Here is a 17147-nt window from a genome sequence, read left to right as displayed (position 1 = left end):
CGTCTTACCGATCAAAGACTTCCATCTTCACCCCGGGCAGCGCCTTACGTAGCCGCTCATTAGCGGCCGGGGACATGCGGGAGTGATAAATTGTCAGCTCTTTTAGATTTGTCATTCCCACCAAGGACGGGACGTTTTCATCCATGAAATCAGATTCTATGATCGTCAACTCTTCCAGTTTCTTCAGTTGGGCGGCCTCTGCTAAGACATCATTCTCGATCTGATCCTCAAATGCGATAGTCAACATCGTCAGGCGCGGCATATCGGCCAGGCATGCGATACCCTGTGGGGTTATCTCTCCGTGCGAGTGAATCGCCAGCGATCTCAGCTGCCTGCACTCACTGATCGCCGCAAGATGTTCGTCGGTCATTCGCGCGTCCTCAACCAGAAGCAGTTCCTCAAGCGATCGGCAATCTTTCAGAGCTTGCAGCCCAGTTGGTGTGAATTGATCGCCAGCACTCACGATGATTGTCTTTAAGCCTAGCTGAGGGGCCAGTCTCGCCAAAGCCGTGTCGTTAATTGGTACGTCAAGCACTATCAATTCCAGACTCGGTAGCGGAGGGAGATGGCTTAAATCAATCTTCGGATAACTAGTTTCGATACTCAGAAATCCAACATCGTGAAGGTTGGCTAACCCTGGTAAATCGTGCAGTGGCACCTGTCCTGTATACGATAGATACATACCCGGGATTCCCATGGACGACATCGATATGATTTCGTCACTTATATGCATCCTACCCGGCTGGCGATCACCAAGATGTTTCAGGAACCCATTGGCCGAGATCTTTGTTCCCTTGAGACGTAGGGTAAGCCCATTTCCTAAAGCGACGAGGGCGGGCAAGATCTCGTCAGAAACGGGAACGTCATTCAAAATCACGTAGTGTAGGTCATTGGTTGCTATCAGTTGCTTTGCTTGCTCGTCGGTAATTTCCACACGATGGAGTTCAATCTGGCTCATCGTAGGATGATCGTATAGATACCAAGGCCAGTCCGTCACGTTCGCGTTCTGTAGCGTAATCTTCGAGAACCGAATCTTGGGTAGCTGCGCAAAACCTCGCTGCGATATTTCGCCAACTTGTAACTCACCGAAATAAACCGTCGGCAATTGAGCGACCGCTTGCAGACCTTCGTCGGTGAATTCAAATCGGTGATAAAGTTCCTTCAGCTTGGGCAGTGGCGACAACCTCGCCAGCCCCGCTTGGGTTACTTGGGTATCTTTGAGATCGAGTGCTTCCAACGCGTCGAAATGGGAAAGCTTGGAAAGCCCGTTATCGGTGACTCCGGTTCCCCATAGCGACAAGCGGCGAATATGTTTTAACTCTCGCAGGTGATCGAGCCCCTGATCGCTGATCAACGGATTGCCAGCCAGGTAAAGTCGCTCGAGCGCCGGCAAGTCTCCAAGCAGCGACAACTCTTGATCCTGTTGACCACGCATTTGCAGATCAACCATCACTAGTTCCGTGAAGTAGTAGGCGCCCACCACATCTCGTAGCCACTTCGGCCCGGACGTCTGCCACTGAATTCGCGCATTCCTTTCCAGCAGCTCCTTCGCGACCGCATGCTGACGATGAATCCTGTCCATACGCCACCGCAACAGGCCAAAGCAGACCGCTGCCACAAAGCAGAACAGTAACAGTGTGCGCAAACCAAACTGGCGAAGAAAGCGGGGCATCGGTTAGACAGCCGGGGGAAAGATCTCGGACAAGGCACAACGCAAGTTCGACGGTAGCAGACCTTACCAGGATAGGCAAACAATTCGCTACTCGTATGCTGGCTCCATCAGTGCGGCTCGGTCGATGCGGCCGAGCTTGCGTCCCCAGTTGTAGATCTCGTCGACCAACGCAGCATCGACCAAGGTGTTATGACCTGGCTGGGCGTCGGGGGAGTGATCGGTGATAATTTGTTTCGCCTGCCGTTTTCCCATTCCCAGCGCGACCAGGTACAGCCACAGAATCGTTGGCGATCGGATTTGTCCCGCGATACAGTGCAAGTAAACCTTCGAATCTGGCTGGTTCAACATCGCATGCAACGTTTGGACGGCATTCAATGCTTGCTTCGTCGGAATCCGCACATAGTCATCAATCGGAATATCGCGGACCTCAGCGAAACCAGCGCTGCGAACCGTCGCCAGGCTATCGGCATCACTCACGTTTAGAATATGCGTGATGTCCTTCTCTTTTAAGAATGCACATCGGTCAGGCGTCGCGAATCGGCCAATCGCAATCCGGGTGGTAACTGGGAAGATACCTTCCTGAATCGCGGCGATCAGCTTCGGATGCATGGTTGCCCCTTTTTCGGCGGCTATGCGTTTCGAGTTCGCTCCCACAATAGCCGAAACCACTCGGCTGACTCAAGTTCACTGCGAAGCGGCGTTTGAATGAATTCAGGCGCGCGGAAGATATATTCCACGGCTTTCGCTTGCCCGATCTCGTCCAACGAGCGGATATGCGCACCCGCAGCCGCTAGCGAGAAATCGGCCTGACCGTAGCTAAGCTGTTTGAAATTGTTCGGTAACCCGGTCCACAACACATAATCGAAATCGGTTAGGCGTGCCCACTGATCGATGCTGGGTGGGACTTCCCGCAGTAAAGGAATTTCGGAGTGGGGATCTTTTCGCCAGACGCCCACCTGCTTCGGCGTCGCGCCTTCACGAATCTGTAGATCTTCAATCGCGTTTCGGACATCTTCCCGGTGACTGACCGTGTAAGCGACCTGACACTCGGAACCAATCGTCTTCTCGATCACCAGCGTTAACGCCTTTTGCCGACGTACCGACACCCGCGAAAACTCTAGCCGCAACCGCGGCCCATCGTAGAACCAAGGGCCGTGATGTTGATCGAATTGCGGCCGGTCGTCCCAAAGCAAGGACCCCCAACCGATAATGGCGGTTTTCATGCGTGATATCTCGGTGTACTGCACCCTCTATCCTAGCCGATTTTCAACGAGAGGTGAGTGCTGCTTCGCTGGCTGGTATAAAAAACATCGCCTGTTGCTCGACCATTTCCGATCAAAGCCCGTTCCTACGCGACCAAGCATCCTGAAACGTCTGAGAGAATTGCCGATCTTCTCGGCTGTATGAGAAACATGAACAACCAAGCTATCACGCGAGCCCTGATCGATCTGCTTTGCTTCCTGGAATTCACCGGCGATGAACTGCTTGACCCCGACGTTGCGGTATCGCAAATGGAACAGGTCGCGGCCACATTGCGAAGCGGCGGCGATCTGGCCGTGCACGCGTTTTGTCAGGCGTGTGAAGAGTACGCTTCCGCCATCGAGCGTACGAAAGCCGAACGAAGCGAATTCCTTCGGTCGCTGCCTGAGGCAATGGGATTGGTTTAAGGAAAAGACCTACACGATTAACGAAACTGGATAACATCGGCGAATAAGTTGGGATGTCTCAAAATGGAAAGTGAATTCCAGCATCTATCGAATCTCGAACATCTGCTACAAGGTCAAGAAGATGATTGCGATGACTTCGACGAAGGTTTCTGCCGAATTGCTGAAATGAGTCCCGCAGAGTACGCGTCGTTTCTTGAGTTAAGGGCTGCCACGACGTTCGGACAAGTCTGGTCACGCTATCGAAGTGCGATGTTCAAGATCGCTGACGACTACGGCCGCGGTAGTTCCGATCGTCAGAAGGCAATTCGGGAGACGATCCTTCAGTATCCCAACGTGCGGTTGTATCTCGGCACATTAATCGACGAGCAATCGTGGCGGGTCAATACGCAGAACGACGAACAACTCACCAATACGCTGCTTCTCATGTTGGCAATCGCGGATTTCGGAGACGACCCCGCAGCGCAGTCAATCATGACCAATCTCTACCATCAAGCCAAACAGGCAGGCATCAAGATCGATTCGCTGGTATCGTCCGTCGCAATAAATGCTTCCGACACACCGACAGGCAACCGTGGATACTCAACACAGCAATTCTTTAGGACATTCGCCCCGACGAAAGGATGGTGATAGGTTAATTGGAAAGCACCCTCGTAATCCACCGTATTTCCGACGAATTCCATCGGCATAAAATACAACGAGACAACGGCGATCTTCAACAACAGGAATCACATTGGGGATTTATCGGATGAATGTTTTTGATCCTTCGACTTGGCATACGCTTGATGATCATCCTGTAATGCTAGGGCTGGGGGATCCGAATTGGCGGGAAAACTACAGAGAGGTTGGGGATGCTCCAGATGCTGCCTTGCACGTTGTCCGAAAAGCAGCTCTTCAAATAAAGTCAACTTTCCCATCCGCTACTACAGAACTGGTTGTCTTAGATAGCCTGGACTGGTTTGCCATGGTCAACGCCTCAGAATTTGATGGGCAGATGGGGCATTGTGAAGACGAAACTGTGTACGTGAGATTTGACACGGAGAACAGAGAATCGTTTTATGAAGACGACATTCCTGTAGAAAAGCTAAGTGAGACGATCCAAGAATTCTTTGGCATTGATCGATGCTCTAACTAAGTAGGTACTGGTTTGATAGCATCTTACATTTGTTTCTAGCGTGCCTGTCTTACGAGAAATCTGTTTACGACCAAATACATAAAAAAGGCTGCCCATCCGTTCCAGAGGAGTAGGCTTGTAGAGCGAGAGCAGCAGCAATGCGAAGGCTTGTGGCTCGATGACAAGAACGTCGTCATCGGACTGTCGATGATCAATCCGTTGACACGGTATTCAGCGGTCAACAAGAGCTTGAGCAGAAAGCCCAAGCCGCCTCCATCAGGCGTGCCCGTGTTCATACCGTGGAAGCCTGCGAAGATCGTGATGCAGAAGCCGAATAGTCAGTGACCGATTGTTTACTACTTCGACACGTCACCGATCAAGTATCTCGATTTGCCTGTGCAACCGCATCGCAAGAGAATCGGCATAGAATCCTGTTTCGACCAATCATCGCTGTAAGCAGTCTCACAGAATTGGCATATCCAATTAAGGTGGCCTTCTCCGTCTGCTATCGACAACTCAACAGTAATGAAATACGCCTCCACCTCATCTTTGCGAATTCGCCAACCCACGTCTGACTTGGTTTCCGCCCACACGTTGCTAACAGCGTATTCGCTCTCTGTTGGATTGCCAAATGCGAAATGACTTTCAACCAATGCCTTGGCAGATTCTTCAGTTAGGGCAAAAACGTAGTCTTTTCCATTGCATTCACCTACGAATACGTTGATTGTTTTCGGACTGGAAGTCATGGACATCTCAATTCGATATTGTTGAGTGCATTGCGAACCAGACGGCGAATGTCGGTTCTCAATTCTGCCGAAACCTCAGAGGAGTAGGCTGGAGTAAGCGAAGCGCATTCCAGCGATTTCCGCCTGCGGTTGGCGGATCATCATTCCGCGGAGTGTTTCTCCTTGTATGATTCGATCAACAATGCAGAGTTTATGTCGGGCGCCGGTTTGTCTTCGCGGGGTCGCGACCCAGCATACATTACTTATCAATCTCAGGCTAACTCTGCCTTCCACCGCACAAAAAAAGGCCGCCCATCCTTTGCAGGGTGGGCGGCCTTTGTGGTCCTTCACAAGACACAATCCTTGGCTCTAACAAAGCTGCCAGTTAGTCCCAGCTGAGACCGCTGGAGCTTTGGTATTCGGTGACGCGGGTTTCGAAGAAGTTCTTTTCTTTGGCTAGGTCCATCGTTTCGCTCATCCAAGGGAACGGGTTGTTCGGTTGGTTGAACTGTTTGGCCAAACCAATACGTTCCAGGCGGCGATCGGCGATGTGGTGGACGTAGTCGCGGAACAGTTCGCGGTTGAGTCCCAGGATGCCGTTGGGGAGGCAGTCGGTCGCGTAGTTGATTTCCAGTTCGACCGCTTCCTGAATCAGGTCGATGATCGATTGCTGGAATTCTTCGGTCCAAACTTCCGGGTTTTCTTCCTTGATGCCGTTGATCAGGTCGATCCCGAAGTTCAAGTGAACCGTTTCGTCACGCAAGATGTACTGGAACTGCTCGCCAATTCCGGTCATCAAGTTGCGGCGATGGAACGACAACACCATCACGAAACCGGTATAGAAGAAGATACCTTCCATAATGATGTAGTAACCGATCAGGTTCTTCAGGAATGTTTGAATTCCCTCGAACGAGTCGGTGCGGAAGTCTGGGTCGAGCACTTCGCGGGTCAAGTTCATCTCGAACTCGTCCTTCTTCGTGATCGCGGGGACTTCGTGATACATGTTGAAGACTTCACCCTCGTTCAAGCCGAGGCTTTCCACGACGTACAAAAACGTATGCGAGTGGATCGCTTCTTCAAACGCTTGACGCAAGAGGTATTGGCGTGCCTCGGCGTTGGTCACGTGTTTAAAGATCGCCAGGACCAGGTTATTGCCAACCAGACTTTCGGCGGTCGAAAAGAAACCGAGGTTCCGCATGATGACCTTACGTTCATCTTCGGTCAGCTTGTCGCTGCGCCAAGTTTCGATGTCCTTGGTCATCGGAACTTCGGTCGGCATCCAGTGGTTGGCACAACCGTTGAGGTAATGCTCCCACGCCCAGTGATACTTCAGCGGCATCAGCTGATTGACGTCGACCTGATGGGCATTGATCAGTCGCTTTTCGCTGGCCCGAACACGCTTGGTTCCGGTCATTTCCGTATCAAAGCCAAGGCTTGGAGTAGACATCGTGTTTCTCCGAGAGGAAAAGTGGTTCAGGAAAATTGCGTCATGCAATCGCGCCGGCCGATTGGGTCTCGACGGCCGACGCGTTCATCATCAGGGCCTAACCGTGCATGATCGGGCCAGGTTAACCGATACGGCTTAACCAACGTTTACTGGCACGATTCGCAATCGCCATCCAAGTTGCAAACCTTGGCTTCCGGTTGCTGTTCCGGAAGTTGATCCAAGTCGGCTTGGCTGGTCTTTTCGCGATCGACCTTGATGTTGGCCGAAGCACTTTGATTCTTCATCCAGCGTGGCTGAATCCCGAATCGGTTGACGTCGACCGTCGACTTTTCGACCTGAGTCGCACTAAGCGTTCGCAGGTAATAGGTCGTCTTCAAGCCTTTGTTCCAGGCCAGGAAGTACATCTCGTGCAGCTTCTTCCCACTTGGCTCGGCCATGTACAGGTTGAGCGACTGCCCCATGTCCAACCATTTCTGGCGACGGGCCGCACATTCGATCAACCATTCTGGAGCGACTTCAAACGCGGTGAGGTACTTCAGCTTGATGTCGTCAGGAATACGATCGATTTCCAACAAACCGCCGTCGTAGTACTTCAGCGATTCGATCATGTCGGAATCCCACAAACCCAGCTCCTTCAGATCGTGCACCAGGCGACGATTGATCTGCGGGAACTCGCCAGAGAGGTTGCTCTTCACGAATAGGTTCTTGTAAGCCGGTTCGATCGATTGAGCGACACCAATGATCGTGGAAATGGTTGCCGTCGGAGCGATGGCCATGACGTTGCTGTTACGCATACCGTTCTTGGCGATCGCGTCGCGAACGACTTGCCAGTCCATCTTGCCATCGCGTTTGATGTCGATCTTGACACCCCGTTCCTCTTCCAGAATATCCAGCGAATCGATCGGCAGGATGCCGCGATCCCACTTCGAGCCCTTATAGGTCTCGTAAGTGCCACGTTCGGCCGCCAGTTGGCTGGAAGCGAGCAGGGCATAGTACGAAATCGCTTCCATGCTTTCGTCGGCGAAGTCAACCGCTTGCTCGCTGGCATAACCAACGCCCAGGGCATACAACGCGTCTTGGAAGCCCATCAACCCCATCCCGACCGGACGATGCTTGCGGTTGGAGTTGCCCGCTTCGACCGTGGGGTAGTAGTTGATGTCGATCACGTTATCGAGCATCCGAACCGCCGTGGTCACGGTTTCTCGCAGCTTCTCGTGGTCGAGCTTGCCATCTTTCACGTGGGCGACCATGTTGATGCTGCCCAGGTTACAAACGGCCGTTTCTTCCTTCGAGGTGTTCAGCAAGATTTCCGTGCACAAGTTGCTGCTGTGCACCACGCCGACGTGATCTTGAGGCGAACGGATATTCGACGGATCTTTCCAGGTAATCCATGGGTGACCGGTCTCGAACAAGCGAGTCAGCATCTTACGCCACAGTTCCAAAGCATTGATGCGGCGGAACAAGCGGATCTTGCCTTCGTCGGCTTGCTGTTCGTAGTACTCGTATCGTTCCTGGAACTTCTTCCCGTACAAATCGTGAAGATCGGGCACTTCGTCTGGGCTGAACAAGGTCCACTGACCGTTCTCGCGAACGCGTTTCATGAACAAGTCAGGAATCCAGTTGGCCGTGTGCATGTCGTGCGTACGACGACGATCGTCACCGGTGTTCTTTCGCAGGTCGAGGAATTCCTCGATATCCAAGTGCCACGATTCGAGGTACGAGCAAACCGCACCCTTACGCTTTCCACCTTGGTTGACGGCAATCGCGGTATCGTTGACAACCTTCAGGAACGGAATCACGCCTTGGCTTTGGCCGTTGGTTCCCTTGATGTGGGCGTTGGTCGCCCGGATGTTTGACCAGTCGTTGCCCAAACCGCCAGCCCACTTGCTGAGCATCGCGTTGTCGCCGACCACCTTGAAGATGTGCTCCAGGTCGTCCATCACCGTGCCGAGGTAGCACGAACTGAGCTGCGGGTGCAGCGTGCCAGCGTTGAACAGCGTTGGCGTGGCCGAGGTGAAACGGAAGGTCGACAAGATGTTGTAGAACTCGATCGCCCGAGCTTCTTTGTCGTCTTCATTCCAAGCCAAGCCCATCGCAACTCGCATCCAGAAGTATTGCGGAGTTTCGATGCGGCGACCTTCGACGTGCAACAGGTATCGGTCGTAAATCGTTTGCAGACCGAGATAAGGGAACGCCGCGTCACGTTCTGGACGGAGGGCGGCCGCGATCTTGGTCAGGTCGAACTCACGCAGCTTGTCCGAGAGACGCTTCGACTCGATACCGACTTCGATGTAGTCTTCAAACTTCCGCTGGCAAACTTCGGACAAATCGTCGCTCGGGTGGATGTGACCCAACGCTTCGTTGTAGATCACCATCAACATCAAGCGGGCAGCGACCGTATCGTAATCGGGGTCGCGTTCGATCCGGCTCCGGGAAGCCAGGATCATGGCGCGGTAGATTTCCTGCGGAGTGATGCCGTCGTACAGGGTACGGTAGGTCTCTTCGACCAGCTCTTCGGCCGAGCAGTTTTGCTCCAGACCACGCACGGCGGAGTAAATCCGACGACGCATGCGAGTCGCGTCGAACGGTAGCTTCTCGCCATCTTCCTGCTTCACGAAGATGCGTGGAGCGTCCAGCGTACCGGTACCTTCAGCCGCACGCAAAGCACGCAGCTTGGCATGTTGCTCACGGTACAGGATATAGCGACGAGCCACGGAGAAGTGCCCGTGTCGCATCAGCTGAATTTCGACGGCATCCTGAATCGTTTCGACGTCCACCCCATCGCGGCTGAACGGGCGATTCTCGATCTGATTGACCACGTTCGTCGTGATCTCAGAGATCTGCTGTTTCAAGGCCGCTTCGATCGGCTGAAGATCTGGGATACCGATCTCCGCTCGGAAAGCTCGCTCGATGGCTTGCTCTACGCGGGTCGACTCGAAGGAAGTGATCCGGCCATCCCGTTTGCGGACGTCCAAAGATACCTGGGTCGTCACTGTCGTCATGACATCGTCTCCTACAGGTTGCTCATTGCCAGCCGGTTTCATGCCGGCTGTGTTCCTTTTCGATTCCATTGCCGTCGCCTTACGTTCCGTTGGGAAACAAACCTTGTATGAACCACACCTTGTGGATGACAACGTTTCGAATTTTGGCAGCATCAAGCGCAAGCAATCCCGAAGGGCATGCGTGGTCGTCCATGACACAATGATCAGGCGAGATCTTGAGACTCCTAACTTCCGATCCTCTCGCAAAGAGAGGCTTTGTCACCCACCCAGTTTGACTGTTTTCAGCCGAACTGCCTTGAGGGCACCACTACAAGATATTGTATCACTGGATCCCCAAGGCACAATATCCTGGGCCGTCAAAAATGTTATATCGCCAGATGTTGGGGGCGAATTGAGTCATTCTTGACGACGGGAGCCCAATATATCGTGGTAGCAGATCACGTCAACCACATTATCTTCACATGTCGTAAACCATTGTTAGCCAACAAGTAATGTCAAGATCCGACAACTCTTTCCACACTCGCTTTGCTAGCAATGCATGCCCAAGACCTAGTTCGCAGGCACAATACAATGGCTCGAATCACCACCACAAGTCCCTGAAATTACGACACTTAGCAGAACCGGCCGCGCGATAGCACTAGATCTTGTGCCTCGACGACACCTGAGCGAGTCGCCCGCGAAAAATTTTGGAGATTTCATCCAACCACCACCACTCGCTTCACCAGACCAACACAATATCTTGTGCCCAGGCCTCGCTAGCTAGAGGCCCCCATTTCGCGCTACTAACGTTTCCGCCTGCCCGTTATGATGAAGTGAGAACCCGCCGACAATCCCCTCCAGGCAGCGATCCTGCCCAGTCGTTCCCCCTTCACATGGGGACGCCCGTCCTCTCCTTTCTTTCCGGTGAACGATGACGACGTTTGCAGAACTGGGAATGCCCTTTCCGCTTTTCGATGCCCCAATCGAAGAGGCGAGCGGTTATCTGGCCGAGACTCGCTGTTGCGTCTGCCACACGCCTGACCAACCAGGCTTTGAACTTGGAGTCGGCGACTGTCTGGTCGTTGCCTGTCCTTCGTGCCAAGCTGACAACGGCCTGCGTGCTCGTGATCAGGCAGATGGATCGTGTCGACTATGCGAAACGACGGTTCCATTTCCTGAACAAGGAAAGCGAAAGCGGATGGCAGTCTGCTACGCCTGCCTTCGCGAAGGCAAAGCCGCGTTGACCAAAGATACCGAGTACGGCGCCATCAGTTGGGAACACGCGATCGAAGGACGTACGCACGGTGTGCCTGGTCTCGAAACCGATCGATACGAAACAATCGTTGTAGATCCTGAAGATGATTGGGTCGCGGTAAAGATGCCGCCTGAGCAACTCTTCGAATTGCTGCGAACGCCCAGCTTTCCAACGTGGCAGGGGGATACCTGGCTTTTCTGTTGCCAAGCCCCCATGACCTACGTCGGTACGTGGCAGTCGTTCGCTCAGCGCCGCCTCTCCCAAGAAACGGCGTGGCCGCAGTTTCAAAAATTGATGTGTCAGTCACAGTTTTCGTACGTCGCCGAAGACCAGTATGAATCGATGATCGATGCCGTTTACAACGAACATATCTGTCTGTACGTCTTCGAGTGCCAAGCATGCCGCCAGTTTCGCGCGACGATGGACATGGATTGATGCCCTATCAATTCGAGTCCTCTCAACCTCGTGTCTCGCCCACCCTAATCGCTCCTCGCACCCTCACGCCTGACTATGTCCCTCAAATCCCAAACGGCTTCGCTGCTCATCTCGCTCGCGTTCAGCTCGGCTGCCGTGGCGATCGAGCCAGAAGCACCTGATCACTTCGAGAAGCAGATTCGTCCGATCGTTGCTCAGTTCTGCGCTGATTGTCACGATCCGGAAGATCCCGACAATCATGTCGACTTTTTGAAGGCCGAGTCGACGGCTGATCTGCAGCAGCATCGTGGGATGTGGGCCAGCGTTTCGGCGCAGCTTCGCAACCGCACGATGCCTCCGCCGGATGAATCGCAGCCGAACGAGAAACAACGCCTGCAAGTGGCGCAGTGGATCGACGATCATCTGCGTGCAACCGCTTGCCAACTGGGGCCGTATGCCGGCAATGTGACCACGCGCCGATTGAATCGCTTGGAGTACGAAAACACCATCCGCGACCTCGTGGGACCGCAGCTTGGCTTCGACGAAACCTTTCCGACCGATGGTGGTGGCGGTGAAGGTTTTAACAACAACGGCGAGACGCTCTTTCTGCCGCCAATGTTGATGGAACGTTATGTCGAAGCGGCGCAAGCGATCCTCGATGCCGCGATCATCACGCCTCGCTTACAGGAAGAATTTCAGGGGAGCCAATTTCTACCCGCGGGAACTTCCGCCGACAGCAATCGGCGCACGGTCGAACCGAATCACGAGATCACGGCCGGCGTGGTTATCTATGTCGCAGGCGACTACGAACTGACCGTCGATACGTTGAGCAAGTCCGACAAAGCGATGAAGCTGGTCCTTAAACTCGACGGGCTACCGGCCGATCGGTTCTCGCTCGATCCGAAGTACAAGGAACAGTCGTTCTCGACCACGGTGCGTCTGAATCGTGGCTTCCATGCGATCGCCATTCGCAATCCCAAAGATCAACCAGCAATTGACGTCCGTCGACTTCGCGTGAAAGAGAACGGTATCAAGCGGCCCGATCAGGCCCAGCAGTTTCACGATCGCCTCTTTCAGGCGAAGGATGGCAAATACCAGCGAAATCGCGACGCGGCCACCAAGCTTATCCGCGACTTCACGACAAAAGCGTTCCGCCGTCCGGTGACCGATGATGAGTTGACGCCATTTCTCACCCTCTACGATCGCGCCTCGCAACGGCACGATCCATACGAAGAATGCGTCAAGCTGGCACTTAAAGGGGTGCTCGTTTCGCCTCACTTTTTATTCCGAATCGAGAACACCCCGACATCGACAAATATCGCACCAATCACCGATTACGAACTTGCCACACGGCTCTCGTACTTCCTGTGGTCGAGCATGCCTGACCAACGTTTGTTCGACTTGGCCCAGCAAGGCAAGCTGCATGAAACGCAGGTGCTGCAAGCGGAAGTCACACGGATGCTGCAAGACGAAAAGTCGGATGCGTTCTTCGATACCTTTACCGGGCAGTGGTTGGGAACGAAGGAAGTGGGTGGTAGCGTTTCGCCGATCAACGGTGAGTTCCGCGAGATCTACTCCAGCGAATTGGCCGCCGACTTCCGGGCCGAGGCCGTTCAGCTTGTCACCTTTATGGTTCGCGAGAACCGCAGCATCCTCGAATTCCTCGACGCCGATTACTGCTTCGTCAACAACCGCCTGGCCAAGCATTACGGCCTGGCGGAAGTGAAGGGCTCGAAGCTGCAGAAGGTCGAGGTCAACAATGGCCAGCGCGGCGGACTGTTCGGTTTGGGTGGCGTGCACATGGTGACTTCGTACCCGCAGCGGACCAGCCCCGTGCTACGGGGCGCGTGGGTTTTGGAAACGCTCCTCGGCACGCCCGTTCCCAGCCCTCCGGCAAATGTGCCCGCCTTGCCGAAGAAGGTGAGTGCGAAGAACAAAATGACCTTCCGCCAACAACTCGAAAAGCATCGCGATAACGCCGCGTGTGCTGCCTGTCACGACCTGATCGATCCGATCGGATTCGGGCTCGACAATTACGATATCTTCGGACGTTGGCGCGATAAGGCCGAGAACGGTAAACCAGTCGACGCCACGGGCACGCTTCCTTCCGGTGAAGTCTTCTCCGGCCCGGCCGAACTGAAGGTGATTCTGCTGGAAAGAAAGCAGGAATTCGCTCGTCATTTAAGCCGAAAAGTTTTAGGCTATGCGTTGGGTCGCAGCCTGGAAGATCCCGATAGCTGCACCATCGAATCGCTGGTCACCGACCTTGAAAACAACGACTACCATTTTCAAACCCTGATCGAATCGATCGTCCTCAGCACCCCCTTCCGCCACCGCCAACAAACGACACCCCACGCAGCTTCGCATTCGGAAAAGGATTAGCTACAAAGGTCACCGAGTGCAGAGAGAAGATTCGTAGAAAAGAAGATGCGTAGGCTGGAATAAGCGTCTTCGCGCATTCCAGCTTTGATAGGATGCTCGAACATAACGCAAGCTGGAATGCGCTGGTGCTTATTCCAGCCACGTTCCCAACGTTTCATCAGCTCCCAAGGAGCGACCGTCAATACATGCCGCCCAAACAAGACGGCACGAAGCCCCGATCATCACCATTCCGACGACCCTCCCCCATACGATCCCACCAATTCCCATCCAACCTTGGAGCTTAACTCATGCCTCAACCTATTTCGCGACGGACACTGCTCAAAGGGACCGGGGCCGCGTTGGCTTTGCCTTGGCTGGAATCGATGCGACGCACGAGCTGGGGATCGGAAACGCTCAGCGAACCTCCGAAGCGGGCAGCGTTTCTCTTCGTGCCCAACGGCGTCCGTTCCGATCAATGGAACCCGCCCCAGACCAAAGATGGCAGCTTCGAGCTGACGCCCATGCTCAAACCGCTGGCAGGTGTTAAGGAAGAGCTAACAGTGCTCGAGAACCTCTGGCATCGTCAAACGGTTGGCCGCAACGGACACTGGCCAAAGGTTCCGGCCTGGCTCTCTGGCGGTTTCGTCGAGCGAACGTCCGGCCGCGACATCAACACCGGCGGCATCTCGGTCGATCAGGTATTAGCCAGCAAAATTGGCGATCGTACGCCCCTCCCATCCTTAGAACTGGGCGTCGACGCGGCTTACACAGGCGTCGATAACGTCGGTGGAGGCTTCACGCGGATTTACGGTTCGCACATCGCTTGGCGCGATCCGCACACGCCGGTCCCGAAAGAGATCGTCCCACGCCTGGCGTTCGATCGCTTGTTCCGCACCACTACCGCCGGGCCGGTTGTCTCTGGCTTCAATCCGAATCAAAAGGCGGTCGCCGACTCGCTGGCCCGCGACGATGCCAGCGTGCTCGACCTGGTGCTGGAAGATGCTAAAGCGTTGCGGGGCAAGGTAGGGGAGAGCGACCGGGCCAAGCTGGACGAATACTTCGAATCCGTGCGGAGCGTTGAAAAGCGAATCGAAACGGCCCTCAAGCCGCAAAAGCGGTGGATCAACCAAGGCCGCTTCGACCTGCCGCGCCCCGGCCCTGGCATCCCGGACGACCACCAGGAACATGTTCGCTTGATGCTCGACATCATGGTGCTGGCCTTCTGGACCGACACCACGCGGATTTCCACGTTCATGCTGGGCAACGCCCAAACAGGCCGCAACTTCGGTTTCCTCGACGGCGTCCGCGGCTCGTTCCACGGCCTGTCGCACCATCGCAACGAAGAAAAGGAACGCCAGCAATATGAAAAGATCGTCCTCTGGCACCTTTCGCAGTACGCCTACCTGATCGACAAGATGCGCAGCCTGAGCGAAGGAGACCGCACGCTGCTGGACAACAGCCTGGTGATGTACGGCTCGAGCATCAAAGACGGCAACACTCACCAAGAACGCGACCTGCCGCTGCTTCTGGCCGGCAAAGGAGGCGGAACCCTAAAAACCAACCGCCGCATCACCGCCCCCAAAGAAACCCCACTCTGCAACATGTACGTATCCTTGCTGCGGCATATGGGAGTCGAGGTGGAGAAGTTTGGAGATAGCACTGGGGCGCTGGAAGGTTGGGGGTAGAAGAGGAGAAGTCAGATCTTGGCCAACTCGTATACGATTTTGTCGAGCAATACCTTGAGTTCATCCAATTTCACATCGTCTACATTCACGCTAGAAAGTGCGTGCTTCATAACGCGGGGTTTCTCGACAGAAAGCCCTGTAGTCTCCTCAACCCAACGGTCTATTCGCTTCGAAAAGGCCATTTGTTGTGGCAGATTTGCACCTTCATTCCACGCCTCAAATTTCACTATTGTAAAGTCGTTCACCGCATTGTCGTAATACTCTGACATTACCTCTGCGAGCGAGTTAACATAGACGTCGGTGGGAATGATCTCTTCAAATTCCATACTTCCTTCTAACAGAACAACCGGAACATTGGGCAAAGCATTTGTGATGCTATTCAAGCGTTGGCCTTTCTTGTCGCCGTCTAAGAAAACAACGGGCCTAGTTCCTTGAGAAATCGCCACCTTACACAATTTGTCAAATTTGTCACCTGATCCATCCAGAATGTGCAACAAAGGTAAAAGCGTTACCACTTTTTCAAATCCTGGAACACCTTCTTGCCAGAGTCGTCGAAATATAATGGGTATTCCTAGTACTTCCGTCGGTCCCTCAACAACAATTGTCACTGGGCCGTAAAGAAGTGAATCGGATGCGTTAAGTCCCAAACTACTCCGCACTGGCAAAAAGTTTTCATCGATTGGACGCTCAATTACTTTAGACCGGGCAAAGCCACCATCGTTACTTCTTTTTACAAGACGCAATGACTCTCCACGCATCGAATTGATCATGGAAGGAGAATGCGTAGCATAAATAATTTGTGCGTTTTGCGAATCTCCGAGAGTCTCGAGAAACGCCCGAAGAACGTGTTGCGCATCTGCATGCAGTGAGTTCTCAGGCTCATCAAACAGTACAATGAAATGACAATCATCGAGCGATTGAGATGTAAGTGCCGCCATCACGCTCACAAGACTCTGAATTCCTGCTCCACGCAACTCAAGTGGTGAGTGCCCTTCATGGTGGTCACGGATATTGACACTCAAGCCTCTTCTATCAGGATCAGTAGGTACGAAATCAAACTCAAGCGTAATATCGTCAGGAAGAAATCGACGTAGTTTTGAATTGAGGTCACCTTTTGCTTTTGAAAGCAAGTTGGAAAACATCCCTGGTGATAATCCTTGAATTTTCGAAAAGGAAAACTCCGGATCGAAAGCCGACTTAAGGAACCCCAACTCTGAATTATTCGGACTAGTTAAATCAATAACGGATCTGATCGGTTCATTTAGCGGCAGTTTAATAATCTTAGGAAAACTACCAACACTTACGGCACCACCACTGCGCCAACCAGCTTCCGCATTCGCCCTAAATCTCACACGTGTTACTTTTCTACTTATGGGTGCGAGTTGGCATTCAATGAAAACTTCTTGCCCCGCCTCTACTCCCTTAACGTGCGATTTCGACAACTCAGTCATCTTGAAGACGGCTTTGCAGCTAATCTCCGTATCATTCTTCCACCCGTTATTACCACTCAATATACGATCGAAATTGACGTCGCTTTCCGTGAGCTCTCTATCGTGTCCGGCTACTCCACACAACAACTCTACAGCATTCAAAATGGAGCTCTTTCCGCAGTCGTTCGCTCCTGTAAACACTGTTACGGATTCTTCAAACTTTACCTTCTCCGATCCGTAGAACGGACCGACATTGCTGATTGTCAATTCGGTAAGAATCATGGAAAGCAATCACAAGTTTAGATTGATCGTATGGCGAAGACTCAAAAACACACTATCGTTGCCAAGAATATACTATGCGCGAACGTTTTGGACGACCGCATGTGGGGTAAAGCAGGC

The 17147-nt window shown here is 53.4% G+C and carries 12 protein-coding genes; 6 read left to right on the top strand and 6 right to left on the bottom strand.

The annotated features are described in order from the left end of the window. Nucleotides 1-4 precede the first annotated feature (4 nt). The 3 genes from C5Y83_RS04555 to C5Y83_RS04545 all read right to left on the bottom strand — a co-directional run bounded on the left by C5Y83_RS04555 (nucleotide 5) and on the right by C5Y83_RS04545 (nucleotide 2895). The gene (locus tag C5Y83_RS04555; protein ID WP_105328476.1) at nucleotides 5-1672 is read right to left on the bottom strand and encodes a hypothetical protein; all 1668 of its coding nucleotides are present in this window, start codon (nucleotides 1670-1672) and stop codon (nucleotides 5-7) included. 87 nt (nucleotides 1673-1759) lie between these two features. Next, nucleotides 1760-2281 (bottom strand): dual specificity protein phosphatase family protein, encoded by a 522-nt coding sequence (locus C5Y83_RS04550; RefSeq protein WP_105328475.1) that lies wholly within the window; start codon nucleotides 2279-2281, stop codon nucleotides 1760-1762. A 20-nt stretch (nucleotides 2282-2301) separates the two neighbouring features. After that, nucleotides 2302-2895, bottom strand: a complete 594-nt coding sequence (locus C5Y83_RS04545; protein WP_105328474.1) for a hypothetical protein — start codon at nucleotides 2893-2895, stop codon at nucleotides 2302-2304. A gap of 189 nt (nucleotides 2896-3084) precedes the next feature. Between C5Y83_RS04545 and C5Y83_RS04540 the strand changes: the two genes are divergently transcribed. The 3 genes from C5Y83_RS04540 (at nucleotide 3085) to C5Y83_RS04530 (ending at nucleotide 4471) form a co-directional block, all read left to right on the top strand. Then, complete coding sequence (locus tag C5Y83_RS04540; RefSeq protein ID WP_105328473.1) at nucleotides 3085-3339, top strand: hypothetical protein; 255 nt, start codon at nucleotides 3085-3087, stop codon at nucleotides 3337-3339. 63 nt (nucleotides 3340-3402) lie between these two features. Then, a complete protein-coding gene (locus C5Y83_RS04535; RefSeq protein ID WP_105328472.1) occupies nucleotides 3403-3966 on the top strand; it encodes a hypothetical protein in 564 nt (187 codons plus the stop codon). A gap of 118 nt (nucleotides 3967-4084) precedes the next feature. Further along, nucleotides 4085-4471: a hypothetical protein gene (locus C5Y83_RS04530; protein ID WP_105328471.1), complete on the top strand. Its 387-nt coding sequence runs from the start codon at nucleotides 4085-4087 to the stop codon at nucleotides 4469-4471. Nucleotides 4472-5560: 1089 nt separating this feature from the next. On the opposite strand, the gene C5Y83_RS04520 is transcribed toward C5Y83_RS04530, so the two are convergent. Both C5Y83_RS04520 and C5Y83_RS04515 read right to left on the bottom strand, forming a co-directional pair. After that, nucleotides 5561-6622, bottom strand: a complete 1062-nt coding sequence (locus C5Y83_RS04520) for a ribonucleotide-diphosphate reductase subunit beta (protein WP_105328469.1) — start codon at nucleotides 6620-6622, stop codon at nucleotides 5561-5563. Nucleotides 6623-6768: 146 nt separating this feature from the next. Further along, complete coding sequence (locus C5Y83_RS04515) at nucleotides 6769-9624, bottom strand: ribonucleoside-diphosphate reductase subunit alpha (RefSeq protein ID WP_233207097.1); 2856 nt, start codon at nucleotides 9622-9624, stop codon at nucleotides 6769-6771. Between the two features lie 910 nt (nucleotides 9625-10534). On the opposite strand from C5Y83_RS04515, the gene C5Y83_RS04510 reads away from it, so the two are divergent. The 3 genes from C5Y83_RS04510 to C5Y83_RS04495 all read left to right on the top strand — a co-directional run bounded on the left by C5Y83_RS04510 (nucleotide 10535) and on the right by C5Y83_RS04495 (nucleotide 15318). After that, entirely contained in the window at nucleotides 10535-11293 is a 759-nt protein-coding gene (locus C5Y83_RS04510) for a CbrC family protein (protein WP_105328467.1), read from the top strand. Nucleotides 11294-11368: 75 nt separating this feature from the next. After that, a complete protein-coding gene (locus C5Y83_RS04505; RefSeq protein ID WP_105328466.1) occupies nucleotides 11369-13654 on the top strand; it encodes a DUF1592 domain-containing protein in 2286 nt (761 codons plus the stop codon). A 287-nt stretch (nucleotides 13655-13941) separates the two neighbouring features. Next, nucleotides 13942-15318 carry a DUF1552 domain-containing protein gene (locus tag C5Y83_RS04495; protein ID WP_105328464.1) on the top strand — a complete coding sequence of 459 codons (1377 nt, stop codon included), beginning with the start codon at nucleotides 13942-13944 and terminating at the stop codon, nucleotides 15316-15318. Between the two features lie 11 nt (nucleotides 15319-15329). Here the strand turns inward: C5Y83_RS04495 and C5Y83_RS04490 are convergent, their stop codons facing one another. Next, on the bottom strand, nucleotides 15330-17030 hold the full coding sequence (locus C5Y83_RS04490; protein WP_105328463.1) for an ATP-dependent nuclease: 1701 nt from the start codon (nucleotides 17028-17030) through the stop codon (nucleotides 15330-15332). Between the last annotated feature and the right edge of the window lie 117 nt (nucleotides 17031-17147).

Source organism: Blastopirellula marina (genome assembly GCF_002967765.1).
GTDB classification, from domain to species: Bacteria; Planctomycetota; Planctomycetia; order Pirellulales; family Pirellulaceae; genus Bremerella; species Bremerella marina_A.
The sequence above is the reverse complement of the archived record's forward strand: the minus strand, read 5'-3'. Positions and strand labels throughout refer to the sequence as shown.

Bases quoted from the DNA above. Each gene is read 5' to 3' on its own strand.
- C5Y83_RS04520 (WP_105328469.1), bottom strand. From the start codon at position 6,622: ATGTCTACTCCAAGCCTTGGCTTTGATACGGAAATGACCGGAACCAAG.
- C5Y83_RS04550 (WP_105328475.1), bottom strand. From the start codon at position 2,281: ATGCATCCGAAGCTGATCGCCGCGATTCAGGAAGGTATCTTCCCAGTT.
- C5Y83_RS04545 (WP_105328474.1), bottom strand. From the start codon at position 2,895: ATGAAAACCGCCATTATCGGTTGGGGGTCCTTGCTTTGGGACGACCGG.
- C5Y83_RS04535 (WP_105328472.1), top strand. From the start codon at position 3,403: ATGGAAAGTGAATTCCAGCATCTATCGAATCTCGAACATCTGCTACAA.
- C5Y83_RS04490 (WP_105328463.1), bottom strand. From the start codon at position 17,030: ATGATTCTTACCGAATTGACAATCAGCAATGTCGGTCCGTTCTACGGA.
- C5Y83_RS04530 (WP_105328471.1), top strand. From the start codon at position 4,085: ATGAATGTTTTTGATCCTTCGACTTGGCATACGCTTGATGATCATCCT.
- C5Y83_RS04515 (WP_233207097.1), bottom strand. From the start codon at position 9,624: ATGACGACAGTGACGACCCAGGTATCTTTGGACGTCCGCAAACGGGAT.
- C5Y83_RS04540 (WP_105328473.1), top strand. From the start codon at position 3,085: ATGAACAACCAAGCTATCACGCGAGCCCTGATCGATCTGCTTTGCTTC.
- C5Y83_RS04555 (WP_105328476.1), bottom strand. From the start codon at position 1,672: ATGCCCCGCTTTCTTCGCCAGTTTGGTTTGCGCACACTGTTACTGTTC.
- C5Y83_RS04495 (WP_105328464.1), top strand. From the start codon at position 13,942: ATGCCTCAACCTATTTCGCGACGGACACTGCTCAAAGGGACCGGGGCC.
- C5Y83_RS04505 (WP_105328466.1), top strand. From the start codon at position 11,369: ATGTCCCTCAAATCCCAAACGGCTTCGCTGCTCATCTCGCTCGCGTTC.
- C5Y83_RS04510 (WP_105328467.1), top strand. From the start codon at position 10,535: ATGACGACGTTTGCAGAACTGGGAATGCCCTTTCCGCTTTTCGATGCC.